The 21,607-nt window shown below is 65.1% G+C and carries 22 protein-coding genes; 9 read left to right on the top strand and 13 right to left on the bottom strand.

The window, feature by feature from the left end; translation table 11 throughout:
• Nucleotides 1-120: 120 nt before the first annotated feature.
• The 6 genes from EN853_RS16155 to EN853_RS16130 form a co-directional block, all read right to left on the bottom strand.
• Nucleotides 121-624: an L-2-amino-thiazoline-4-carboxylic acid hydrolase gene (locus EN853_RS16155; protein ID WP_127860747.1), complete on the bottom strand. Its 504-nt coding sequence runs from the start codon at nt 622-624 to the stop codon at nt 121-123.
• Nucleotides 621-1,400, bottom strand: a complete 780-nt coding sequence (locus tag EN853_RS16150) for an ATP-binding cassette domain-containing protein (RefSeq protein WP_127860746.1) — start codon at nt 1,398-1,400, stop codon at nt 621-623. The genes EN853_RS16155 and EN853_RS16150 overlap by 4 nt, the downstream gene beginning before the upstream one ends.
• Nucleotides 1,397-2,401, bottom strand: coding sequence for an ABC transporter ATP-binding protein (locus tag EN853_RS16145; protein WP_167524489.1), 1,005 nt, complete (start codon nt 2,399-2,401; stop codon nt 1,397-1,399). The genes EN853_RS16150 and EN853_RS16145 overlap by 4 nt, the downstream gene beginning before the upstream one ends.
• Nucleotides 2,398-3,228 (bottom strand): ABC transporter permease, encoded by an 831-nt coding sequence (locus tag EN853_RS16140; protein WP_127860745.1) that lies wholly within the window; start codon nt 3,226-3,228, stop codon nt 2,398-2,400. The genes EN853_RS16145 and EN853_RS16140 overlap by 4 nt, the downstream gene beginning before the upstream one ends.
• Nucleotides 3,225-4,211, bottom strand: coding sequence for an ABC transporter permease (locus EN853_RS16135; RefSeq protein ID WP_127860780.1), 987 nt, complete (start codon nt 4,209-4,211; stop codon nt 3,225-3,227). The genes EN853_RS16140 and EN853_RS16135 overlap by 4 nt, the downstream gene beginning before the upstream one ends.
• Nucleotides 4,212-4,288: 77 nt before the next feature.
• Nucleotides 4,289-5,899 carry an ABC transporter substrate-binding protein gene (locus tag EN853_RS16130; protein WP_127860744.1) on the bottom strand — a complete coding sequence of 537 codons (1,611 nt, stop codon included), beginning with the start codon at nt 5,897-5,899 and terminating at the stop codon, nt 4,289-4,291.
• A 342-nt stretch (nt 5,900-6,241) separates the two neighbouring features.
• Between EN853_RS16130 and EN853_RS16125 the strand changes: the two genes are divergently transcribed.
• Nucleotides 6,242-7,429, top strand: a complete 1,188-nt coding sequence (locus tag EN853_RS16125) for a Xaa-Pro peptidase family protein (RefSeq protein ID WP_127860743.1) — start codon at nt 6,242-6,244, stop codon at nt 7,427-7,429.
• 46 nt (nt 7,430-7,475) lie between these two features.
• On the opposite strand, the gene EN853_RS16120 is transcribed toward EN853_RS16125, so the two are convergent.
• The 3 genes from EN853_RS16120 to EN853_RS16110 are packed head-to-tail and all read right to left on the bottom strand — an operon-like array spanning nt 7,476 to nt 9,972.
• Nucleotides 7,476-7,892: a cupin domain-containing protein gene (locus EN853_RS16120; protein ID WP_127860742.1), complete on the bottom strand. Its 417-nt coding sequence runs from the start codon at nt 7,890-7,892 to the stop codon at nt 7,476-7,478.
• 4 nt (nt 7,893-7,896) lie between these two features.
• Entirely contained in the window at nt 7,897-8,763 is an 867-nt protein-coding gene (locus EN853_RS16115) for a phosphoenolpyruvate hydrolase family protein (protein ID WP_127860741.1), read from the bottom strand.
• A gap of 12 nt (nt 8,764-8,775) precedes the next feature.
• Nucleotides 8,776-9,972 carry a Tm-1-like ATP-binding domain-containing protein gene (locus EN853_RS16110; protein ID WP_127860740.1) on the bottom strand — a complete coding sequence of 399 codons (1,197 nt, stop codon included), beginning with the start codon at nt 9,970-9,972 and terminating at the stop codon, nt 8,776-8,778.
• Nucleotides 9,973-10,086: 114 nt separating this feature from the next.
• Here EN853_RS16110 and EN853_RS16105 point away from each other — a divergent pair, with 114 nt between their 5' ends.
• From EN853_RS16105 to EN853_RS16075, 7 genes are all read left to right on the top strand, one after another.
• The gene (locus EN853_RS16105; RefSeq protein ID WP_127860739.1) at nt 10,087-10,767 is read left to right on the top strand and encodes a TetR/AcrR family transcriptional regulator; all 681 of its coding nucleotides are present in this window, start codon (nt 10,087-10,089) and stop codon (nt 10,765-10,767) included.
• A 367-nt stretch (nt 10,768-11,134) separates the two neighbouring features.
• A complete protein-coding gene (locus EN853_RS16100; RefSeq protein ID WP_127860738.1) occupies nt 11,135-12,451 on the top strand; it encodes an extracellular solute-binding protein in 1,317 nt (438 codons plus the stop codon).
• Between the two features lie 67 nt (nt 12,452-12,518).
• On the top strand, nt 12,519-13,424 hold the full coding sequence (locus EN853_RS16095) for a sugar ABC transporter permease (protein WP_127860737.1): 906 nt from the start codon (nt 12,519-12,521) through the stop codon (nt 13,422-13,424).
• A 1-nt stretch (nt 13,425) separates the two neighbouring features.
• Nucleotides 13,426-14,382 (top strand): carbohydrate ABC transporter permease, encoded by a 957-nt coding sequence (locus tag EN853_RS16090; protein ID WP_127860736.1) that lies wholly within the window; start codon nt 13,426-13,428, stop codon nt 14,380-14,382.
• The gene (locus EN853_RS16085; RefSeq protein WP_127860735.1) at nt 14,379-14,600 is read left to right on the top strand and encodes a hypothetical protein; all 222 of its coding nucleotides are present in this window, start codon (nt 14,379-14,381) and stop codon (nt 14,598-14,600) included. Before EN853_RS16090 ends, EN853_RS16085 begins: the two co-directional genes overlap by 4 nt.
• Nucleotides 14,597-15,700: an ABC transporter ATP-binding protein gene (locus EN853_RS16080; protein ID WP_127860734.1), complete on the top strand. Its 1,104-nt coding sequence runs from the start codon at nt 14,597-14,599 to the stop codon at nt 15,698-15,700. The genes EN853_RS16085 and EN853_RS16080 overlap by 4 nt, the downstream gene beginning before the upstream one ends.
• 106 nt (nt 15,701-15,806) lie before the next feature.
• A complete protein-coding gene (locus EN853_RS16075) occupies nt 15,807-16,892 on the top strand; it encodes an ABC transporter ATP-binding protein (protein ID WP_127860733.1) in 1,086 nt (361 codons plus the stop codon).
• A gap of 35 nt (nt 16,893-16,927) precedes the next feature.
• Here the strand turns inward: EN853_RS16075 and EN853_RS16070 are convergent, their stop codons facing one another.
• Together EN853_RS16070 and EN853_RS16065 are read right to left on the bottom strand one after the other, a co-directional pair.
• Nucleotides 16,928-17,359 carry a DUF4437 domain-containing protein gene (locus tag EN853_RS16070; RefSeq protein ID WP_127860732.1) on the bottom strand — a complete coding sequence of 144 codons (432 nt, stop codon included), beginning with the start codon at nt 17,357-17,359 and terminating at the stop codon, nt 16,928-16,930.
• Nucleotides 17,360-17,468: 109 nt separating this feature from the next.
• A complete protein-coding gene (locus tag EN853_RS16065; protein ID WP_127860731.1) occupies nt 17,469-18,437 on the bottom strand; it encodes an AraC family transcriptional regulator in 969 nt (322 codons plus the stop codon).
• A gap of 90 nt (nt 18,438-18,527) precedes the next feature.
• Here EN853_RS16065 and EN853_RS16060 point away from each other — a divergent pair, with 90 nt between their 5' ends.
• Nucleotides 18,528-19,742, top strand: coding sequence for an MFS transporter (locus tag EN853_RS16060; protein ID WP_127860730.1), 1,215 nt, complete (start codon nt 18,528-18,530; stop codon nt 19,740-19,742).
• Nucleotides 19,743-19,841: 99 nt separating this feature from the next.
• On the opposite strand, the gene EN853_RS16055 is transcribed toward EN853_RS16060, so the two are convergent.
• Both EN853_RS16055 and EN853_RS16050 read right to left on the bottom strand, forming a co-directional pair.
• Complete coding sequence (locus tag EN853_RS16055) at nt 19,842-20,924, bottom strand: nitroreductase family protein (RefSeq protein WP_127860779.1); 1,083 nt, start codon at nt 20,922-20,924, stop codon at nt 19,842-19,844.
• Between the two features lie 181 nt (nt 20,925-21,105).
• On the bottom strand, nt 21,106-21,453 hold the full coding sequence (locus tag EN853_RS16050) for a GFA family protein (protein ID WP_127860729.1): 348 nt from the start codon (nt 21,451-21,453) through the stop codon (nt 21,106-21,108).
• Nucleotides 21,454-21,607: the final 154 nt, after the last annotated feature.

Genomic DNA, 21,607 nt, shown 5'->3' with positions numbered 1-21,607 from the left:
TCGGTTCGCCGTTTCACGGAAACGCCGAACCGCGCTGTCTCTTTGTTTTCACGCAATCCCGGACGGATAGCGCGGCGACATCGCCGAGCCCAGCCGCTCCACACTTTTCCTGGAATTGCTCTAAGCGGCCCTGTTGGTCAGCGCGATGTGGCAGCAGCCGTTGCCGTGGCCCGGCGTCCAGGTGACGTTGGCGAAGCGCACACCTGTCGCCTCGAACAGGCCGCGGTCGAAGGCGCCGGCGATGCGGCAGAGCGTGGCGAGCTTTTCCTCGCCGACGCCGGCCTCGATCCAGGCGTCCTTCAACGGGCAACGCTTTACCTTGAAAGCGATGTGGTCCGGTCCGCGCTCGACATGGGTCGGGTACATGCGGCCGTCGTCCGGGCTGACGGCGAGAAAGGCTTCGCCGATGGCTGGCGCGTCATTGGGGCCGAAATCGGCGAAAGCTGTCGCCGCGACTTCCCGGCCCCGCTTTTCGATGGTGCGGATCATCACCGCCTCGGCCTTCTCCGCGCCGAGCTCGGCGGTCAGTTCGTCGAGGAAGAGGCGATAGAGATCAGCCCGGTTGCGGAAGGCGGAGTCGAGCTCGCGCGACAGTTTCTCGGCTCTGGCTGTGGGGTCGGTCATGATGCTGTGTTCCCATGCAGTCTCGGCGTCGCCGCCACCAGAGCCTTGCCGATCGCCGATTGCGGGTTGGCGATGACAGCGCGGGCATCGCCGCTCTCGGCGATACGGCCGGCCTCGAGGATGACGACGCGATGCGCGACGGCGCGGATGACGCCGAGGTCATGTGAAATGAAAAGATAGGCAATCCGTTCCTGTCTTTGCAGGTCGAGGAGCAATTCCAGGATCTGTCCGCGCACCGAGACGTCGAGTGCTGAGACGGCCTCGTCGAGCACGATCAGCGAGGGTTTTGTGGCGATGGCGCGGGCGATCGCCACACGCTGGCGCTGGCCGCCGGAAATCTCGTGGATGGCGCGCCCGGCAAGGCCGGTCTCGAGGCCGACGCGCTCAAGCAGCGCCGCGATACGGCGGGGGCGCTCAGTGCGCGAGGCAAGCCCATGGATGCGCAACGGATCGTCCAGCACGCGTGCCACCGTGGCGCGCGGGTTAAAGGCGGCGAGCGGATCCTGGAACACCATCTGGAGGCGGGCACGGCGCGTGCGCAGCGCCGCGCCCGACAGCGCAAGGAAATCCGCGCCCTCGAATTCGATGCTGCCGGCATCGGGCTCGATCAGCCGCAGGACCAGCCGCGCAATGGTTGACTTGCCGCTGCCGGACGGGCCGGCAAGCGCCAGCGTTTCGGCCGGGTTGACCTCGAATGAGACATCGTCGACCGCGGGAAAAGGCCTGCCTCTGCGGCGGTAGCGCTTGGCCAGGTTGGAGACGGTGAGCAGGCTCATGCCGAGGCGCCCTGCCGGTCGAGCAATGGCCCGGCATCGAGCCCGAGATGGGCATCAAGGAGGGCGCGCGCGTAGGCGTGGCGCGGCGCGTTGATGATTTGGCTGGTCTCGCCAAGTTCGACCAGTTGGCCATGGCGCAGCACCGCGATGCGCTTGGCAAGTGTGGCGGCGAGCGCGATGTCGTGGCTGATGAAGAGCAGCGTCATGCCGTCCTCGGCGACCAGCTGGCCGATCAGGGCGACAATCTCGGCCTGCACGATGGTGTCGAGCGCGCTGGTCGCTTCATCGGCGATCAGCAGCCTGGGCGCGGCGGCAATCGCCGCGGCAATCGCCACACGCTGCTTCTGGCCGCCGGAAAGCTGGTGCGGGTAGGCATGCAGGGTGGCCTCCGGCAGGCGGACGCGTTCGAGCAGAGTCCTGGTCTTGGCGTAGGCATTAGGCCAGTCGAGCCTGAGATGCGTGCGCGCAACCTCGGCGATCTGCTTGCCAACCGGCATGACCGGGTCGAGGCTGGAGGAGGGGTCCTGGAAGACGAAGCCGATGTCGCGGCCGAGGAGGGGGGCACCACCGCGATTGTCGAGAGGTTGGCGCTCTACGGCGCCCCCCTCTGTCCTGCCGGACATCTCCCCCACTTGGGGGGAGATTGAGCTGCCATTTTCGCTTTCGCCAAATGTCGACGTCGCAGAAGGAATGCCGACTAAGGAGCTGCCAATCTCCCCCCTTGTGGGGGAGATGTCCGGCAGGACAGAGGGGGGCGCGAAAGAACGAGATGTTTGTAGTTGGCTTGCTGACCACTCAATCGAACCGCCGATCCTGGCACCTCCCGCCAACAAACTCGCCACAGCCAGCGCCAGTGTGCTCTTGCCCGAACCGCTTTCGCCGATGATCGCGAGACGCTCGCCGGCTTCGAGGTCGAGGCTGATGTCTTTCAGCGCCGCCACCTCCACGCCATCACGGCGATAACTCACCGAAAGGTTGCGGATCGACAGCAGCGCGGTCACGACAGGCTCCTGCGCACCGCGCTGCTTTCAACCACGCCTTCGCCGGCGAGGTAGACGCCGAGCACGGTCAGCACCAGCGCGATGCCGGGAACAATCGACAGATATGGCGCGGTTCGCAGCACCGTGCGGCCTTCGGCAATCATGCCGCCCCAGGTGACGCGGTTCGGGTCGCCGAGGCCAAGGAAGGACAGCGCGGCCTCGGTGAGGATCGCCGCGGCCACGATCACCGAGGACAGCGCCAGCACCGGCGGCAGAGCGTTGGGCAGCACCTCTCGGAACGCGATCGCAATCGGATGCATGCCGATGACGCGGGCGCCGGCCACATAATCTCGCTCGCGGATCGAGAGCACTTCCGCGCGGGCGACGCGCGCAGGTCCTGTCCAGGCACTGAGTGCGATGGCCACTACGACGACGCCGAGCGAAGGGCCGACGATGCTGACGAAGGCGAGCGCGAGAAGGAAACCCGGCACGGTCTGGAAGGCGTCGGTGATGCGCATCAGCACTTCGTCGATCAGCCCTCCCGCGAAGCCGGCCAGCGTGCCCACCACCGTGCCGATGAGGAGCGCCGCGGCGGCGGCTGCCAGACCGACCGCCAGCGAGGTGCGGGCACCGTGGAAAAGCTCGGCCAGCACGTCGCGGCCCAGCCGGTCGGTGCCGAGCGGCAGCGACCAGTCCTGGAATGGCGGCAACAGCGCCGGGCCGGCGATCGCCTGCGGGTCGCCGGGGAACAGCAGCGATGCTGCCAGTGCCATCGCGACGAGCAAAGCGAGGATGAGCGCGCCGGCGATCGCTTCCGGCGTGCGGAAGAAGCGATGCAGCCGGTTCACGCGCCCGCCTCACTGGCGCCGACGCGCGGATCGAGAAATGCGTAGGCGAGATCGACCAGAAGGTTGATGACGATGACCAGAACTGCGCTCACCAGAATGATGCCGAGCAGCAGCGGCGTGTCGCGGCCGGCGACGGCTTCCTGCGCCAGCCGCCCGAGGCCGGGCACGGCAAAGACGCTTTCGATGACGACACTGCCGCCGAGCATCTGCGCCGATTGCAGGCCGAGCATGGTGACCAGAGGCAGAAGTGCGTTGCGGGCGACATGGGCGAGCACGATGCGCCGGCGCGGCAGGCCCCTGGCGCGGGCGGCAAGGACGAAATCCTGACGCCAGGCCTCGGCCATCCCCGCGCGCATCATGCGCAGGTAGAGCGCCAGATAGATGACGCCCAGCGCCGAGACCGGCAGCACGAGATGGGTGGCGATGTCGGCGGCGCGCTCCAACCCAGTCTTGGCCGATGCGATGGTCTCGATGCCGCCTATCGGCAGCCAGCGCAGGTCGACGGCGAAGACGACGATCAGCACCAGGCCGAGACAGAAGCCGGGCACCGCATAGAGCGCCAGCGAGCCGACCGAGAGGAAGCGGTCGCGAAAGCTGCCGGGCGCAGCACCGGCATAGATGCCGAGCGCCGAGCCGAGGCCGAAGGACAGTGCAGTGGCGCTACCCATCAGGATCAGCGTGGTCGGCAGGCGTTCGAGGATGACGTCGCGGATCGGCCGCGAGAAGGTGACCGAATGGCCGAGGTCGAGATGCAGCAACGCCCAGAGATAGTTGGCGAGCCGCGTCAGCTCCGACTGGTCGAGGCCCCAGCGATGGCGCAGCAATTCGATCATGCCGGCATCGCCGCCGGTCGAGACGATATAGGCATCGACCGCGTCGCCGGGGGCGGCTTCGAGAAGCAGGAAGCTGCCGATGACGACGATGAGAAGAACGAAGACGCTGCCGACGAGGCGGCGGCGGAGAAGGATGAGGGCGCGGGTCATGGCCAAGCCGTAGGAGGGCGCGAAGGAACTCTCATTCTCGAAGCTGAGCACCCCGACTGTCGAATAGGCAAGCGCGATCACCGCGCCAAATAGGTGTCCGCCCAGTTCGATACCGCCCAGCGCGGATTGTTGGCGATGTTGCCGACCGTGTCGCGCGCGACGGAAATGAAGCTCCATTCGGCGACGTTGATCAGCGGCAGATCCGCCGCCACCTTTTTCTGGAATTCCCTATAGAGCTCGGTGCGAGCGGCCGTGTCGAGCGTCTCCGATGCCTTGGCGATCAACGCGTCCAGTTCGGCGTTCTTGTAGCCGCCCTGGTTGGAGAATGGCACGCCGTCGGGAATGCCGCTCTGCACAAGGATCGTGGTCGAGATCGCGGGGTCGCCGCGGAACACGGGCGGGCCGACGGCGAGGTCGAAGGCATGGTCGGTGTAGACGGCCTTGATGTGGGCGGCGGAGTCGTTGTTGACGATCTCGGCGTCGACGCCGATCGCGGCCAACGCCTGGCGCAGATAGTCGCCGAACTGTTTCGTCTCGTTGAAATAGGGCGCCGGCAGGAGTTTCAGCGTGAACCGCTTGCCGTCGTCGGCCCGCTTGTAGCCGGCCTCGTCCAGTAGGTTGTTGGCCTTGGCGACGTCGAAGGGGTAGGTCGGGACATCGGCGGTGTAGAATTGCGGATCGTTCTTCGGCACCGGGCCGGTCGCGCTCGCGGCATAGCCAAGGAAGATCGTCTTGACGACGAAGTCCTCGTCGATGGCGTGCGCGATCGCTTGGCGCACCTTGAGGTCGGCCAACTCCTTGCGGCGGTGGTTGATCTCGACGACCAGCTGATAGGTCAGCCCCTCATAACCCTTGGTGACGACCTTCAGACCCGGCACCTTGGAGATGCGGTCGAGGTCGGCGAGCGGCACGGCGGAGAAGGCGGCGAGCTGGATCTCTTCCGCCTCCAGCGCGGCGGCGGCCGAAGTGCGATCCGGCAGCACCTGGTAGACGATCTCGTCGAGATAGGGCTCGTCCATGCCCCAATAGTCCGCGTTCTTCGCGAGCCGGTAGTACTGGCCGGCCTTGTACTCGGCGAACTTGAACGGGCCGGTGCCGACGGGCGCGTTGTTGGCCGGGTTGTCCTCGATCTTGCCGTTCTCATAGACGTGCTTCGGCACAACGCTCGACAGGGCGGGCAGCGCGTTGCGGATCAATTGGAAAGGCGTCGGCTTGGCGAATTTGAACACGGCGGTCAGGTTGTCCGGCGTGTCGACGGCGACGAGGTCCTTGAACACGGTGCGCCCGAGGTTCTGCAGCGGCTTCCAGACCTGCAGCGCGGAGAAGGCGACGTCGGCGGAGGTGAAGGGCTTGCCGTCATGCCATTTGACGCCGTCGCGCAACTTGAAGGTCACCGACAGACCGTCGGCGGCGCCTTCCCAGGAAAGAGCGAGGCGCGGCTCAAGCCCATCCTTGCCGTCGAAGGAAGCCTCGGCCAGTGTCTCGACGACCTTGCTGGAAATGAAGAAGACGCCGTTGGAGGCGACGATCGCCGGGTTCAAGTTGCGCGGCTCGGAGTCGGCGGCGACGATCAACCTTCCACCCTTCTTCGGCGCCTGCGCGCGACCGATGGCCGGCAGCGCGGTCGACGCCAATAGCAGCGCCGAACCGGCCAGCAGGCCGCGGCGTGAAATCGTCAATTCGGGCATCGCTCAAAACTCCCCTCTTGCCCCCATGACCGGCGTGGGCACCCTCGAATGGAGGGGATTATGGCCCTTGGCCGATGTTTCGCCAGAGACGGTTTTGGCGCAGGATAGCTTGGCTTTGAATTTTTCGTCCACTGGACCAGTTATATTGTGGTTGCAGTTGCCTGTCGTCTGGTAGGACCAGATTTGAGCGCGATGCCGCCAGAAACGTTGTGGAACACGGGATCGGCAGGAGGCTCCCGATTCTGGCTGGACCAGAGCGGTCGAAATGATGCAGATTTGGTCAACAACCAAAAGTTCAGAGAGATCGGCCGCTGAGCGGCCGGGAAATTCAGGGAGAGGCCGATGAATATCGCTCCGGGCAAGACCGAGGTCAGCAGCATTCCGTTCGAACAGGCGCGGGTGGACCGGCTGATGGACGAGGCCGGCATCGACGTGCTCTTCGCCACCTCCAAGCACAACACGCAGTACCTGCTCGGCGGCTACAAGTTCATCTTCTTCGCCGCCATGGACGCCATCGGCCACAGCCGCTACCTGCCGATCGTGCTTTATGAGAAGGGCGGGCCGGAGCACGCGGCCTATATCGGCAACCGCATGGAGGGCGGCGAGCATCAGAACCATCCGTTCTGGACGCCGACATTGCATGCCGCCTGCTGGGGAACGCTCGACGCCGCCAACTTTGCGGTGGAGCATTTGCAGAAGATCGGCAAGGGGGCGGCCCGCATCGGCATCGAGCCGGCCTTCCTGCCATCGGATGCCTATACGCTGATCCGCAAGGCGCTGCCGGACGCGAAGCTGATCGACGCGACCGGCATGCTGGAAACCATGCGCGCCATCAAGACCGAAGCCGAGCTCGAAAAACTGCGCACCGCCTCGGAGCTCATCACCGATTCCATGCTGGCGACAATTGCCTGGGCGCGGGAAGGCACGAGCAAGACCGACATCATCGAGCAGCTCAGGCGCGAGGAGACCAATCGCGGCGCGCATTTCGAGTACTGCCTGCTGACGCTGGGCTCCAGCCACAATCGCGCCGCCTCGAGCCAGGCATGGAAGAAAGGCGAGGTGCTGTCGATCGATTCCGGCGGCAACTATCACGGCTATATCGGCGACCTCTGCCGCATGGGCGTGCTCGGCGAGCCGGACGCGGAGCTGGAGGATCTTCTGGCCGAAGTCGAGACGGTGCAGCAGGCGGCCTTTTCCAAGGTCAGGGCCGGCACTCTCGGCGGCGACATGATCGCGCATGCGGAGAGCGTGCTGAAGGCCTCGAAGGTGGCGTCCTATACGGATTTCTTCGCCCACGGCATGGGGCTGATCACGCATGAGGCGCCGTTCCTGATGACCAACCATCCGGTCGCCTATGAAGGCACCTATGCCGGCAAGCCGCTGGAAAGGAACATGGTGCTCTCGGTCGAGACCACCATGCTCCACCCGGCGCGCGGCTTCATCAAGCTGGAGGACACCGTCGCGGTCACCGACAGCGGCTACGCAATGTTCGGCGATCGCGGGCGGGGGTGGAACCGCAGCGGGGCTTAAGCCCGGATGTCTCGGCGCATAGCGCCGAGACAGAACTGCGACAGCCTCACTTGCCCGGCGGCAGCAGCCTGAAATCCGGCAGGTCGCGCAGCGCCAGCTCCGGACCCGCCGGCGAATAAACGACGAAGAGCTGCATCGGCTGGTCGCCGGTGTTGAGCGTCGAGTGGAAGCGGCTTTCCGGCACATAGATCGTGCAGCCGGGACCGACCTTCGCGACCACCGGATTGCCCTTCTCGTCCTCCACCATCTGTTCGCCGTTGCCGGAGATGACGAAGATGATCTCCTCCGCGCCCGGATGGTTGTGGCGGGTGTGTCCCTTGCCGGGCGGCAGGTCGACGACGCCGCCGGAAAAGCGCTCCGCGCCGTTCACCTCCGGCGCGACGGTGAGGGCCAGCTTGCCCCAGTCGAAGCCAAAGGCGCTGACGTCCTTCGGGTACACGAACACCTTGCTCCTGTCGGCCATTGCCTCATCCCTTCCTGTTCTTCGCGGCGGCTTTCGGTCCGCCAATCGCGACTGCCTTGAAATCCGCCGTCTGCCGGGCGATCGCCGCCTCGGCCGGCAGCCGCTCCATCGAGCTTGCGCCGTAGAAGCCATGAAGTCCCTCGCAGCGTTCCAGGATGTGGCGCGCGTCGTCCGGCATCGAGATCGGCCCGCCATGGCAGAGCAGGATGACGTCCTTGCGCACCGAGCGTGCGGCGTCGGCGATGGCGTCGATCTCGTTGACGCAGGCGTCGAGCGATTTCGCCGACGTGGCGCCGATCGAGCCGCCGGTCGTGACGCCCATATGGGCGACGACGATGTCGGCGCCGGCGCGCGTCATGGCGCGCGCTTCATCCGGGTTGAAGACATAGGGCGTGGTCAAAAGGTCGAGCTTGTGCGCCTCGGCGATCATGTCGACCTCGAGCCCGAACCCCATGCCGGTCTCCTCGAAGCTCTGGCGCATGGTGCCGTCGAACAGGCCGACGGTCGGAAAATTCTGCACGCCGGAAAAGCCCATCGTCTTCAGGTCGGTGAGCAAGAGCGGCATGATGACAAAGGGATCGGTGCCGTTGACGCCGGCCAGCACCGGCGTCCTCTTCACCACAGGCAGCACCTCATAGGCCATTTCCTTGACGATCTCGTTGGCATTGCCATAGGCGAGCAGCCCGGCGGCCGAGCCGCGCCCGGCCATGCGGTAGCGGCCGGAATTGTAGATGATGATGAGGTCGATGCCGCCGGCTTCCTCGGCCTTGGCCGACAGGCCGGTGCCGGCGCCGCCGCCGACGATCGGCACGCCCTCGGCGATCATCTTGTGGAACCTTTCGAGGATTTCCTTGCGCGGGATGGCGGCCATGCTTGTCTGGTCTCACTTCTTGGCAATGTCGAGGAAGGCCTCGGCCGCGGCCTCGGCGAATGCGGGATCGTTGATGTGCAGCGGCAGGCGCGTCACGGTGCGGTTCTTCGTCGGCTTGATCGTGCGCTCGATGGCCTCGAACAGGGCGGCGTCGGCTTTCGCGTCGAAGAAGGCGCCACCCTCGATGTCGAGCGCCGAGACCCCCTTTTCCGGGATGAGGAAGCGGATCGGGCCTTCGCACGCGGCGAGGCGGGTGCCGATCCATTCGCCGATCTTGCGGCATTCATCGGCCGTTGTGCGCATCAGCGTGACGTTCGGATTGTGTTCATAGAACAGGCGTCCCCGGTATTTTTCGGGGATAGTCAGCGGCGCCCAGAAGTTGACCATGTCGAGCGCGCCGACCGAGCCGACATAGGGCAGTTTCGTGCGGGCAATGGCGCCGAAGCGATCCTCCGTCGCCGGCAGCACGCCGCCGAACAAGAGATCGCAGACCTCCGTCGTGGTGATGTCGAGGACGCCGGCAAGCAGGCCTGAATCGGCAAGCTTCTCCATCGAGCGGCCGCCAGTGCCGGTGGCGTGGAAGACCAAGCAGTCATAGTCGGCGCGCAGCCGGTCGGCGATTGCGGTGACGCATGGCGTGGTGACGCCGAACATGGTCAAGCCCAGCGCCGGCTTGCCAGCGGCGGAGGGCGCCGGCTTCGCTGCCATGCCGGCGATCGCCTGGGCGGCGTTGTGCAGCACGACGCGCGACAGCCGGTTGAGGCCGGCCATGTCGGTCACCGACGGCATCATGATGATGTCGGAGACGTCGACATAGGGCGCTGTGTCGCCGGAAGCGAGCGTCGAGACCATGATCTTCGGCAGGCCGAGCGGCAGCGCACGCATGCCGGCGGTGACGATCGATGTACCGCCGCCGCCGCCGATGCCGATCACGCCGGCGACGTCGTCGCGGGAGCAGATGAAGCGGGTGAAGGCGACGCCCATGCCGGCGACGGCGGTGCCGCGATCGTCAACGCCGAGCACGGCGCCGGCTCCGTCCGGATGATGCGCGGCCACCTCGCTTGCCGCGACGTCGACCGGCACGGTTGCGCCGCGCGTGCCGATGTCGACGCGGGCGGCCGTGCCGCCGGCAGCGGCGACTGCGTCGGCCAGGAAGGCAAGCTCCTCACCCTTGGTGTCGGCCGTGCCGACCACGTAGATGCGCTTCATCCGCGTTTCCCCGTTGTCTCTATCGTTGTCCGGCGCGCCCCCGACACTGCCACCCGCCGCTTCCTGCCGGGCACGATGCCTTGCAATTTTTTGAGACGCGCGTATCGTATTGACATGGATGTCTCACGTCAACAAGCCGCCGCCAACGACGACGCCGGGCAAGTGCCAGCAGCCGAAAAGGGGCCGCGCGCGCGCACCAGGCGCCTGATGCTGGAGACGGCGACGCGGCTGATGCAGTCCGGTGTCACGCCTTCGGTCAGCGAAGTCGCCGAGGCGGCGGAAGTGTCACGCGCCACTGCCTACCGCTATTTCCCAAGCCAGGCAGCGCTGGTGCAGGCGGTCGTCGACGAGGGGCTCGGCCCGATCCTGACCTGGAAATCCGCTTCGAACGATCCGGAGCGGCGGGTGGCTGAGCTGTTCGCCAGCGCCATGCCGCGCATCGAGGCTTTCGAGGCGACGTTTAAGGCCGCGCTCAAGCTTTCGCTCGACCAGTGGGCACGGCGGCAGGCGGGCACGCTGGGCACCGAGCCGGCCTTCACCCGCGGCCATCGCGTCGATCTTCTGAAGGACGCGATCGCGCCGCTCAAAGGGCAATTGCCGCCCCGCAAATTCAAGCGTCTCGCCCAGGCGCTGTCGATGATGTTCGGCGTCGAAGTGCTGATCGTGCTCAAGGACATCTGGGGGCTGGAGAGCCGTGACATGATGTCGGTCGCCGAGTGGGCGGCGGGCGCGCTGGTGCGCGCGGCGATGGCAGAATCGGCGGCGAAAGCGCCTGGAGTTTCGGCATCGCCCTAGATGGGATGTCTCAAATCTGGTTCGACCAGATTGAAGGGTCTGTTGCCAGCAATAATTGTGATGCATCGCCGGAAGCAAGGCCTCCTCGTATCAAGGAGTAGGAAAAATAAGCGAAAACAGACAGATATCATCGCGCTCCGCTTGCGGGGCCGTTTTTGAGCGTCCAAGAAAGAGCTTGACGACCCTCTTGAATTGGTAATACCAGATCAGGACGTGTAAAGCGGATCGAAAGGAGGGCTGCGATCCATTTTTTCCGGCAGAGCGTGAGGCTCAAAAACCGGAAAGTGCCATCACGGGAGGAACTACCAGGGCCGACCACGCTGCCGGCTCGCATGACAAGGTAGAATGCGCACAAGGGAGGAAAACTATGCGCAAGATAGTGACCAGCGTGGTCGCTGGTATCGGCTTGGCGCTTGCCTGCGGAACATCCGTCCGCGCGCAAGACAAGGAACTCACCATTTTCTGGGCGGAATGGGATCCGGCGAACTATCTGCAGGAACTCGTCAATGACTACACGGCCGAGACCGGCGTGAAGGTCACGGTGCAGACCACGCCGTGGCCTGATTTCCAGACCAAGGCCTTCACCGAGTTCAACGCGCATGGCGACGCCTACGACATGGTGGTCGGCGACTCGCAATGGCTGGGCGCCGGTTCGACGCAGGGCCACTATGTAGACCTGACCGACTTCTTCAACCAGCACAAGCTTGGCGACGTGATGGCGCCGGCGACCATCAAATACTATGCCGAATACCCGGGCGGTTCCGGCAAGTATTGGGCGATCCCGCTGGAAGGCGATGCGATCGGCTGGTCTTACCGCAAGGACTGGTTCGAGGATCCGAAGGAGAAGGAAGCCTTCAAGGCCAAGTACGGCTACGACCTCGCCGTACCGACGACCTATGCGCAGCTACGCGACATCGCCGAGTTCTTCCACCGTCCGGACCAGAAGCGCTACGGCATCGCCATCTACACCGACAACTCCTATGACGCGATGGCGATGGGCGTCGAAAGCGCCATCTTCAGCTATGGCGGCGATCTCGGCGACTATGCAACCTACAAGGTCGACGGCATCACCAATTCGAAAGAAGCTGCCGCCGGCCTCGATATGTACAAGGAACTTTACAAGTTCACCCCTCCCGGCTGGGGCAAGACCTTCTTCGTGGAAGACAACCAGGCGATCACCGGCGGCCTCGCCGCGATGAGCATGAACTTCTTCGCCTTCTTCCCGCCGCTGGTGAACAAGGCCACCAACCCCTATGCCGACGCGACGGGCTTCTTTGCCAATCCGGCCGGTCCGGACGGCAAGCGCTTCGCCGCCCTCGGCGGCCAGGGAATTTCAGTCGTCTCGTACTCGAAGAACAAGGACGAGGCGATGAAGTTCCTGGAATGGTTCATCAAGGACGAGACCCAGAAGAAGTGGGCCGAGCTCGGCGGCTACACCTGCAGCCAGGCCGTGCTGAAGTCGGAAGCCTTCCAGAACGCCACGCCTTACAACAAGGCGTTCTACGACACGATGTTCATGGTCAAGGACTTCTGGGCGACGCCTGAGTATGCCGAGGTGCTCGATCAGCTGAACCAGAACATCTATCCGTTCGTGGTCGGCGGCAAGGGCACCGCCCAGGAAGCGCTCGACAAGACCGCCGCCGACTGGAAGGCGACGTTCACCAAGTACAACCGCTACAAATAAGCATCACAGTCAGAATGCCGGAGGAGGGTTTCCCCTCCGGCATTCCTGTTTTCAGGGAGAACGACCGTTGGCTTCGGTAGCCCTCACACATCTTGATCCTGCCTCCAGGGCCGCCACCCGCGGCTGGTCGGATCTGACCATCCGCAATATGTTCATCATCCCAACGCTGGTTTTCCTGATCGTCTTCAACATTTTCCCGCTGATCTATTCGCTGGGCTATTCCTTCACCAACTTCGCAGCGAACCGCAGCGAGCCCTGGCAGTTCGTCGGCTTGCAGAACTATCGCGAGCTGCTCACCGACGACCACATCTGGTCGAACTTCGTCATCACCGCGAAATACGTGATCGTATCCGTGGCCGGCCAGATGATCGTGGGCTTCGGCCTTGCGCTTCTGCTCAACCGCAGCTTTCCGATGAAGGGCCTGATCACCACGCTCCTGCTGTTGCCGATGATGATGTCGGCGGCGGTGGTCGGCCTGTTCTGGCAACTGCTCTACAGTCCGTCCTGGGGGCCCATCAACTACGTCTTCGGCCTCGGCGACTTCGCCTGGCTCTCCAATTCCGACAGCGCCCTCTATGCGGTCGCGATCACCGATATCTGGATGTGGTCACCCTTCGTCATGCTGCTGTCGCTTGCCGGCCTCTCGGCCGTGCCGCAGCATCTCTACGAGGCGGCCGCGATCGACCGCGCCAGCTGGTGGTACACCTTCACCCGCATCACCCTGCCACTGGTCTCGCCGATCCTGTTGATCGCGCTGATCTTCCGCACCATGGAAGCCTTCAAGACCTTCGACATCGCATACACGATGACGACGCAGCCGACCGCCGAACTCATCGCGATCCGGCTCTACAAGCAGGCGTTCCAGCAGTGGGACACCGGCAAGTCCTGCGCGCTGGCCTACATCGTGCTGATCATGGTTCTGGCTATCACCAACCTCTACGTGAAGTATCTCAACAAGGTGAAGGAGCGCTGAGATGGCCGCTGTCCGCACTTCTTCCGAGATTGCGCTGAACCGCGTTGCAATCGCCGCGGTGCTGATCGCCACGCTGGTCTTCCTGGCGCCGATCTACTGGATCGCTTCCACCGCTTTCAAGCCGAAGGAACTGGCGGTCAGCGTGCCGCCCACCGTCCTCTTCCAGCCCGAGGTGACGCCGTTCGTGCGGCTCTTCACCAAGCGCGTGCAGATGCAGAAGACCGTCGACCCGCAAGTCTACGAAGCCGCGCCCTGGTGGGAGAAGCGCATCTATGACGGCGGCGAGCGGGTGCTGAAGGTCGGCAAGGACGTGCAGCTTTCGCAATATCCCGACCGGTTCATGAACAGCCTTATCGTGGCGGTCATCAGCACGGTGCTTGCGGTGGGCATGGGAACCTTCACCGCCTACGGCTTCTCGCGCTTCAAGATCGCCGGCGAGGCGGATCTCCTGTTCTTCATCCTGTCGACGCGCATGCTGCCGCCGGTGGTGGTGGCGATCCCGATGTTCCTGATGTACCGGGCGGTCGGCCTCAACGACTCGCATATCGGTCTGATCATCCTCTATGTCGCCTTCAACCTGTCCTTCTCGGTCTGGCTGATGAAGGGCTTCATGGACGAAATCCCGAAGGAATATGAGGAGGCGGCGCTTGTCGACGGCTACACGCGCATGCAGGCCTTCTTCAAGATCGTGCTGCCGGAAGCGGCGACCGGCATCGCCGCCACCGCCGTGTTCTGCTTCATCACCGCCTGGAACGAGTACGCCTTCGCGCTGATCATGACAAACCGGCGCGCGCAGACGGCGCCGCCCTTCATTCCCTCGCAGATCGGTTCCGGCCTGCCGGACTGGACCACGATCGCGGCGGGCACCTTCCTGTTCCTGCTGCCGGTGGCGATCTTCACCTTCCTGCTGCGCAACCACCTGCTTCGCGGCGTGACCTTCGGAGCGATCCGCAAATGAGTTTTCGCGCGATCAACGAAAAATACCTTTTGCCGGCCTCGCAGATCCTCATGGTGCTGGGCATCATTGCGCTCTGCCAGCCATGGAGCCTCAGCCTGCATTCCTACGGCGTCACGATCATCCTGATCGGGCTGATCGGCTTCAACATCACGTCCAAGATTGCACCGGAGCGCGGCGAGGAAACCGGCGCCGCGACGCATGAGGGAGCCCGGCAGTGACGCAGATAGAACTTCGCGGCATCGAGAAATTCTTCGGCGCCGTCCAGGTCATCCACAATCTGAACCTCGCCATTGCGGACAACGAGTTCATCGTGCTGCTCGGACAGTCGGGCTGCGGCAAGACCACGACGCTGCGCGCGATAGCGGGGCTGGAGACGATCGATCAGGGCGACATCCTGATCGACGGCAAGGCGGTGCAGCACCTCAAGGCCGCCGACCGCGACATTGCCATGGTGTTCCAGTCCTTCTCGCTCTACCCGCATATGACGGTGTTCGAGAACATCGCCTTTCCGCTGCGCGCCACGCGCATGAGCGGCGGCGAGGTCGACAAGGCGGTGCGTGAGGTCGCCCGCGTGCTGCGCATCACCGACCTGCTCGACAGGAAGCCGTCGGCGCTCTCGGGCGGCGACATGCAGCGCGTGGCGATCGGCCGCGCTCTGGTGCGGCGCCCGAAGGCGATGCTGATGGACGAGCCGATCGGCGCGCTGGACGCCAAGCTGCGCGAGGAGATGCGGGCCGAGATCAAGCGGCTGCATGTCAAGCAGGGTTCGACCACGATCTATGTCACGCACGACCAGATCGAGGCGATGAGCCTCGCCGACCGCATCGTCATCATGCATGAGGGGTTCATCCAGCAGGTCGGCACGCCGGACGAGGTCTATTCGCATCCAGCCAACCTGTTCGTGGCGCAATTCGTCGGCAGCCCAGTGATGAACATCGCGGAGGCCAACGTTGCCGATGAGGCAGGTGCCGCCAGCGTCATGGTCGGCGGCGCGCCCAAAGGCTTCGAGTTCCCGCGCGCGCTCCTGTCCAAGCTCAACGGGCATTCCAACGGTGGCCTGACGCTCGGCATCCGTCCGGAGGGCGTGCTCGTGCGCCACGACGCCGCGCCGGGCTACATGCCGGTCGAGGCGCAGATCATCGAGCCGCTCGGATCATTCGACATTGTCGACCTCAAGGTCGGCTCCAGCATGCTGCGCGCCCGCACCAAGGCAGGCTATGTCTCGGGTCCCGGCGAGAAGGTCCATGCCCGCATCGATCCGGAGCAGGCGCATTTCTTCGACACGGCAAGCGGCAAGTCGCTGGGAGTGAGATTGTGATGGCCGAAGGACACGAAAGGCCAACGATTTGGCCTTTCGAACAATCGAACGCCCGGAGCCATAGCGGAGGGCAGATCGCCCTCGAAGCGAAATCGAGACGGTAGACATGGCCCATATCGAACTGAAGAACGTCACCAAGAAGTTCGGCGGCCACACCGCGCTGACCGGGCTCAACCTCGACATCGCCGACGGCGAGTTCTTCGTGCTGCTCGGCGAGACCGGCGCCGGCAAGACGACGACGCTGCGGCTGATCGCCGGGCTCGAAAAGCCGACCGAAGGCCAGGTCTTCATCGACGGCGTTGACGTCGCCGGGTGGGGCGCGGCCGAGCGCGACGTTGCGCTGGTGCTGCAGCAATATTCGCTCTATCCGCGCTATACGGTGCGCGAGAACCTCGAATTCCCGTTGAAGCCGAAGATCCGGCGGCTGCCTGACGCCGAGATCAAGGACCGGGTCGCGCGCGCCGCCAAGACGCTGCGCATCGAGCATCTGCTCGACCGCAAGACCGACCGGCTCTCCGGCGGCGAGATGCAGCGCGTCTCGATCGGCCGGGCGATCGTGCGCAAGCCGCGGGTGTTCCTGATGGACGAGCCGCTGTCGGCGCTCGACGCCAAGTTGCGCGAGGCGCTGCGCACGGAATTGAAGAACCTGCAGATGCAGCTCGGCGCCACCTTCCTGTTCGTCACCCACGACCAGATCGAGGCGATGTCGATGGGCGACAAGGTCGGCGTGCTCAATCATGGCCGCATCGTCCAGACCGGCACGCCGCAGGAGATCTACAACAATCCGCGCGACACCTATGTGGCGAGCTTCGTCGGTTCGCCGCCGATGAACCTCATCGACGGCAAGCTGGTCGAAAATCGCGCGGTGATGGCGCCGATGAATTTCGAATTGCCGCTTTCAGGGGGAGCCAGGACGGGCGGTGCGGCCGACGGTCGCCCGCTCGTCTTCGGCATACGCCCGGAGGATGTCTATCTGGAGAGCGGCGCGCCGGTCGAGGCACGCGTCCACGATGTCGAGAACCACGGCGTAGAGAAGATCGTGACGCTGAGGGTCGGCGACGCGATGCTGAGGGCCACCGTGCCGGCAAGGACCGCCGTCGAGATCGAGCAGCCGGTGCGCTTTGCCTGGAATCCGGACAAGGTGGTGATGTTCGACAAGGGGAGCGGGGTGAGCCTGCGGCATGCGGGATAGCGGCCAGCCGTTCGTCCGACCGCCACCGCTCGGAGTTATTTGGGCAGGTACGTCTCGTAAGGCGTGTCGTTGATCAAAAGGATCACGCATTCGGTGTCCGAAAGGCAGGCATCGTCATGCATCTCGTCGGCCTTCTGGGTCCAGTAGGAGCCCGGCGGCAACTCGACCTTGGTGGCTTCGCCGCCCTGCATCTGCCAATGCGCCCAAAGGCCCTTGATCACCACGGCGCGATAGTCCGCCGTGTGCGCATGGACCGGCGCGCGCCAGTTGCCGGGAACCTTCAGCAACGTGCCAGCCGGGCCTTTGGCCCGTTCGCCCCATAGCGGGCCCAGGCGTTGCGGCTGGTCCGGCGCTTCGACGACATAAGGGATCTTGTCGGCGGGCAGATAGCTGTCTTCGAGCGCGAATGCCTGTCCGGGAAGGATGGCGAGCGCGGCAAGCGCGAGCGGTGCAAGGTCATTGGCCATGGCGGTTTCCTCCGCCGGCCAGCCTATGCGGCCTCGGCCGATGGGGAATGGCGGGTCGTCCAAAAGACTTGGCAATTCCTCCAGGGCGGCAACCGGCTGGCTGCGGGTGTCAGGATTGCTCGCTGCCCCCGGCGTTGCGCAGATGGCTCGGGGCGACGCCCATGACCCGCTTGAAGGCGCGGCTGAAGGAGGCTTCCGAATCGTAGCCGAGTTTCGCGGCCGCCACCGAGACCCTCATGCCGTCGCGGGCGAGCCACTGCCGCGCCTGGTGCATGCGCACACGCAGCACATATTTGGCCGGCGTCTCGCCGACCACGGTGGCGAAGCGCTGCGCGAAGGCGGAGCGCGAGGCTCCCATCATTCTCGCCAGCGCCTCGACCGTCCAGTCACGGTCCGGCTGCAGATGAATGGCGGCAAGCACCTTGCCGACGTCCGGGTGGCGGACGGCGGCGATCCATCCGGTGGCGTCGCCGCAGCCGTTCTCCACCCAGGAGCGGATGATCGTGGCGGCGAGCACGTCGGCGAGCCGAGCCAGGATGCCGCCGGAGCCGACCCGGTCCATCGTCACCTCGCCGGCCATGGCGTCGAGCAGGTGCTGGATGCCCGGCGCGTTCGCCATCAGCTTATGCGCCTGCATCAGGTCGGGCATCATGTCGAGCAGCGGATGCGAGCCGTCGAGATTGAAATGCATGCTGCCGCAAAACAGCAAGGTCTTGCAGCCGTCGCAGCCGTTCGAGACGTCGTAGATGTTCTCGCACAGCGGCTCGATGCTGTAGCGGCCGATCGGCACGGGCGGCACGCCCGGAGCGCTGGCCAGCACGTGCTCGTCGCCGCGCGGGATTAGCAGCGCGTCGCCCACCGAGAGCTCGATCCATTCCTTGGCCGGCGAGAACAGCCAGCAGCCCTGCTGCCCGATGAAATGGAAACGCGCCGCCTTCTGCGCCGGGAAGGAAACGGCCCACGGCTCGCCCAGCACGCAGCGGCCATAATCGACGCCGTCGAGCCGCAATCCGCGCAGCATGTCGGTCAGCGGATCGCCGGATGCCGGCAATGCGGTCTTGGACGAATTGTAATTCATTTCGGCGTTTCTAGCATGGAAACTCCAAACCGTCACCTCCTATGTTGCGTTGCAGCCAAGTGTTGCGCTGCAACTTTCCGGAGATTTCCCATGACCGAACCCGCCACGGGCGTCATCGACGCCGCCGCTCTCGACAGAACCGAACCCGAAGAACGAGCCGAGCCCGTATGGGGCGCGGTGGTGTCGCTGGCGCTCGGCGTGTTCGGCCTGGTGACAGCCGAGTTCCTGCCCGCCAGCCTGCTGACGCGGCTGGCGCAGGACCTCGGCGTCAGCGAGGGCGCCGCAGGCCAGGCGGTGACGGCGACGGCCGTTGTCGGCGCGATCGCGGCCCCCACCATGGCCATCGTCACCAAGCGGCTCGACCGCAGGCTGGTGATGTGGATCCTCACCGTGCTTCTGATCGTCTCCAATCTGCTTGCCGCCTTCGCCTCGTCGCTCAGCGTGCTGCTTCTCGCCCGGGTGGTGCTGGGCATCGCTCTGGGCGGCTTCTGGTCGATGTCGGCCGCCATGGCGATGCGGCTGGTGCCGATGCGGCTGGTGCCGCGCGCCATGTCGATCATCCTGACCGGCGTTTCGGTGGCCACCGTCACCGCCGCTCCGGTCGGCGCCTATGTCGGCGACATCTGGGGCTGGCGCACGGCCTTCATGATCGCGGCCGTTGTCGGGGCGCTGACTTTGCTGGTGCAGCTTGCCACCATTCCCAGCCTGCCGCCGACGGCCGTGGCGAGCTTCCGCACCCTGATCGAGGTGCTGAAAAGGCCGACGATCCGTGCGGCTCTTACGGTGGTGCTGCTCGTCGCCTCGGGACAGTTTGCCGGCTTCACCTACGTTCGGCCGTTCCTGGAGACGGTGCCGGTGATGCCGATCGAGACCATCTCCCTGGTGCTGCTCGCCTACGGCATCGGCGGCTTCTTCGGCAACTTCGCTGGCGCCTTCCTGGCCGAGCGCAGCCTGAAGCTTGCGGTCGGGCTGGCGCCGCTGCTGATCGCGCTGTCGGCGCTCGTCATGCTCACGCTCGGCGCATCGCCAGCGATCGCGGCCATCGCCGTTGCCGCATGGGGTTTCGCCTTCGGCGCCGTGCCGGTCGGGCTGCAGACCTGGCTGGTGCGCGCCGCGCCCGACCAGGCCGAGAGCGCCGGCGGCCTGATGGTCGCAACGTTCCAGGTGGCGATCGCGCTGGGCGCGGTCTTCGGCGGCCTGCTCGTCGACCATGCCGGCGTCGCCAGCGCCTTCGCCTATGGCGCGCTGGCGACACTGCTCGCGGCGCTGGTGACTTTCGCCATCGGGCCGAGGCAGGCGCAGTAGTCTTCGTGTCGGCCCGAGGCCCTCAGGGCTCCGGGCCGATGCCATTGGTCAACGGAACAAGCTGCCCCCGGCAACACCGACCATTGCTGCCCGACACCTTCATCCGATAACCGAAACCACCGGCCTCCTTGGCGAAAACGGCAAGGTGGGTCCGTATCCAAACCGCATTACAAGGTCCGGCCGCCGCGTCTCGCCAACGATCGCCGCCAAGTCGGCGCGCAAGCGGGCGACCTCGACGAGCTGATTGATAAAGGCGCTCTTGAGCCCCAGGCTCGTCGCGGTCAAAGCGAAGCGCTGGCACGCCTGGCCGACCCTGATCCAGTGATCATGGTCCGCTCGCTCGGCAAAAAAGATCGCGATACCGGCGGAGGAGTCGATTTGACGGGCGTAGTTCTGATTTTGCTGCGCGACGTCGAACAGATGGTCGAACGCGATCCGACCCAAGCCGCTCGGCAGCACCGGATTGCCGCTCGAGGCCGAGAAGAGCCCATCGCCGCTCGCCATCGCGCTGCGCGGGTTGAACCGTAACCACTGCTTCAATTCCCGCATGAAGGCGGGGTCGCTCATCTGATCCTTGTTGCCGGCAAGGACAAGATCCCGCACCCGCTTCATCCGTGCCCGGTCCGTGACAAGCGCGAGGCTTACACCCGGCATCGCAGCCGTTCTCTCAAGTTCAACGAGATCAACCGGAGGAGCCGCGCGACCATCGTATTCGGCGCGCGTCGATTGGCGTTTCGGGATGGCGTCGACCAGCGGGTCCGCCTTCGGCGCGCCAGCGAGGTAGTCGTAACGGACGCCGCCGCCATCCGCCGCGAGCGAGGCCCCGCCGGGACGGCCGTTCGCCGCCGCGGCGAGCGCGAGGTTGGCCGCAGCGCATCCCAGGCTGACATAGAGATGATGGTCGTCAGGGTCGACGACGGGAGTCCGCCGCCGAAAGTCAGGCCGGATCTCGATCGCTTGCTCGTCAAACCGAAACCGCCAGGGCTGCGTGTTGTGGCTGTTGGCCGCCAGGGTGGCGTAACGGACCACGGCTTCAAGATCGGGCGTCAGACGGCCACGCAATCCGGCGGCGAAATCCTCATACCGGGCCATCGATCCGACCGCCGTTTGCCAGCCGGCAACACCGGCGCCCGCCGCGACAAACGCAACGCCTGCGCCTGTGAGCATCGTTCGCCTGTTCATTGCGTCCTCTCGACCAAGCCTATTGGCAAGATAGCGGCGGTCCGAGAATCGCCCTTTGATCTCCATCAAGGCTTGCTGGTCGATGGTGCCGGCGTGCCGAGCGCCTGCGTCTGCAATGAGCGGCCACGTCGCTCGCGGCAATGGTTGCCTTCCTGCTAGGGCCTGGGGTGTCCGGCGCTGCCTAAGCCGAACGGCCGTCGAACTCGAAGACCTGCATCGCGGCGAGGTCGACGTCCTCGAGGCAATTGATGTTGATGTAGGCGCTGCGCTCGCTGCCTTGGCCGACATCCTCGGCGAAGGGATGGATGCCGCAGGTGCGGCAGAAGCGATGCGCGATCGAACCCTTGCCGAAGGTGTATCTGCCGAGGTCGTCGCCCCAGGCGACCAGACGCATGCTGGCGTGCGGCACGGCCCAAAGCAGTGCGCCCTTGCGCGCGCAGATCGAGCAATTGCAGCGTACCGCGCCGCCAAGCTCGCCCTCGACCTCGAACGCCACCTTGCCGCAGTGGCAGCCGCCTTTGTACAGCATCAGCATCTTCCTCTCGCTGGCAGGTGCAGAGGCACGCTTGCCGGGTTATCCCTTGCGCCGGCCGGCGGCCGCGTTAAGTGGTTGTTCCAACGCAATTCCGGGCGGGAAAACCGCTACACACTCCTGCTGGAATTGCCTTAAAGACGTTGCATCC

Origin of the sequence: Mesorhizobium sp. M1C.F.Ca.ET.210.01.1.1, from assembly GCF_004791585.1 — a bacterium.
Classification (GTDB): Bacteria; Pseudomonadota; Alphaproteobacteria; order Rhizobiales; family Rhizobiaceae; genus Mesorhizobium.
Note: the sequence above shows the minus strand (reverse complement) of the source record. Positions and strands in the feature narration are given on the sequence as shown.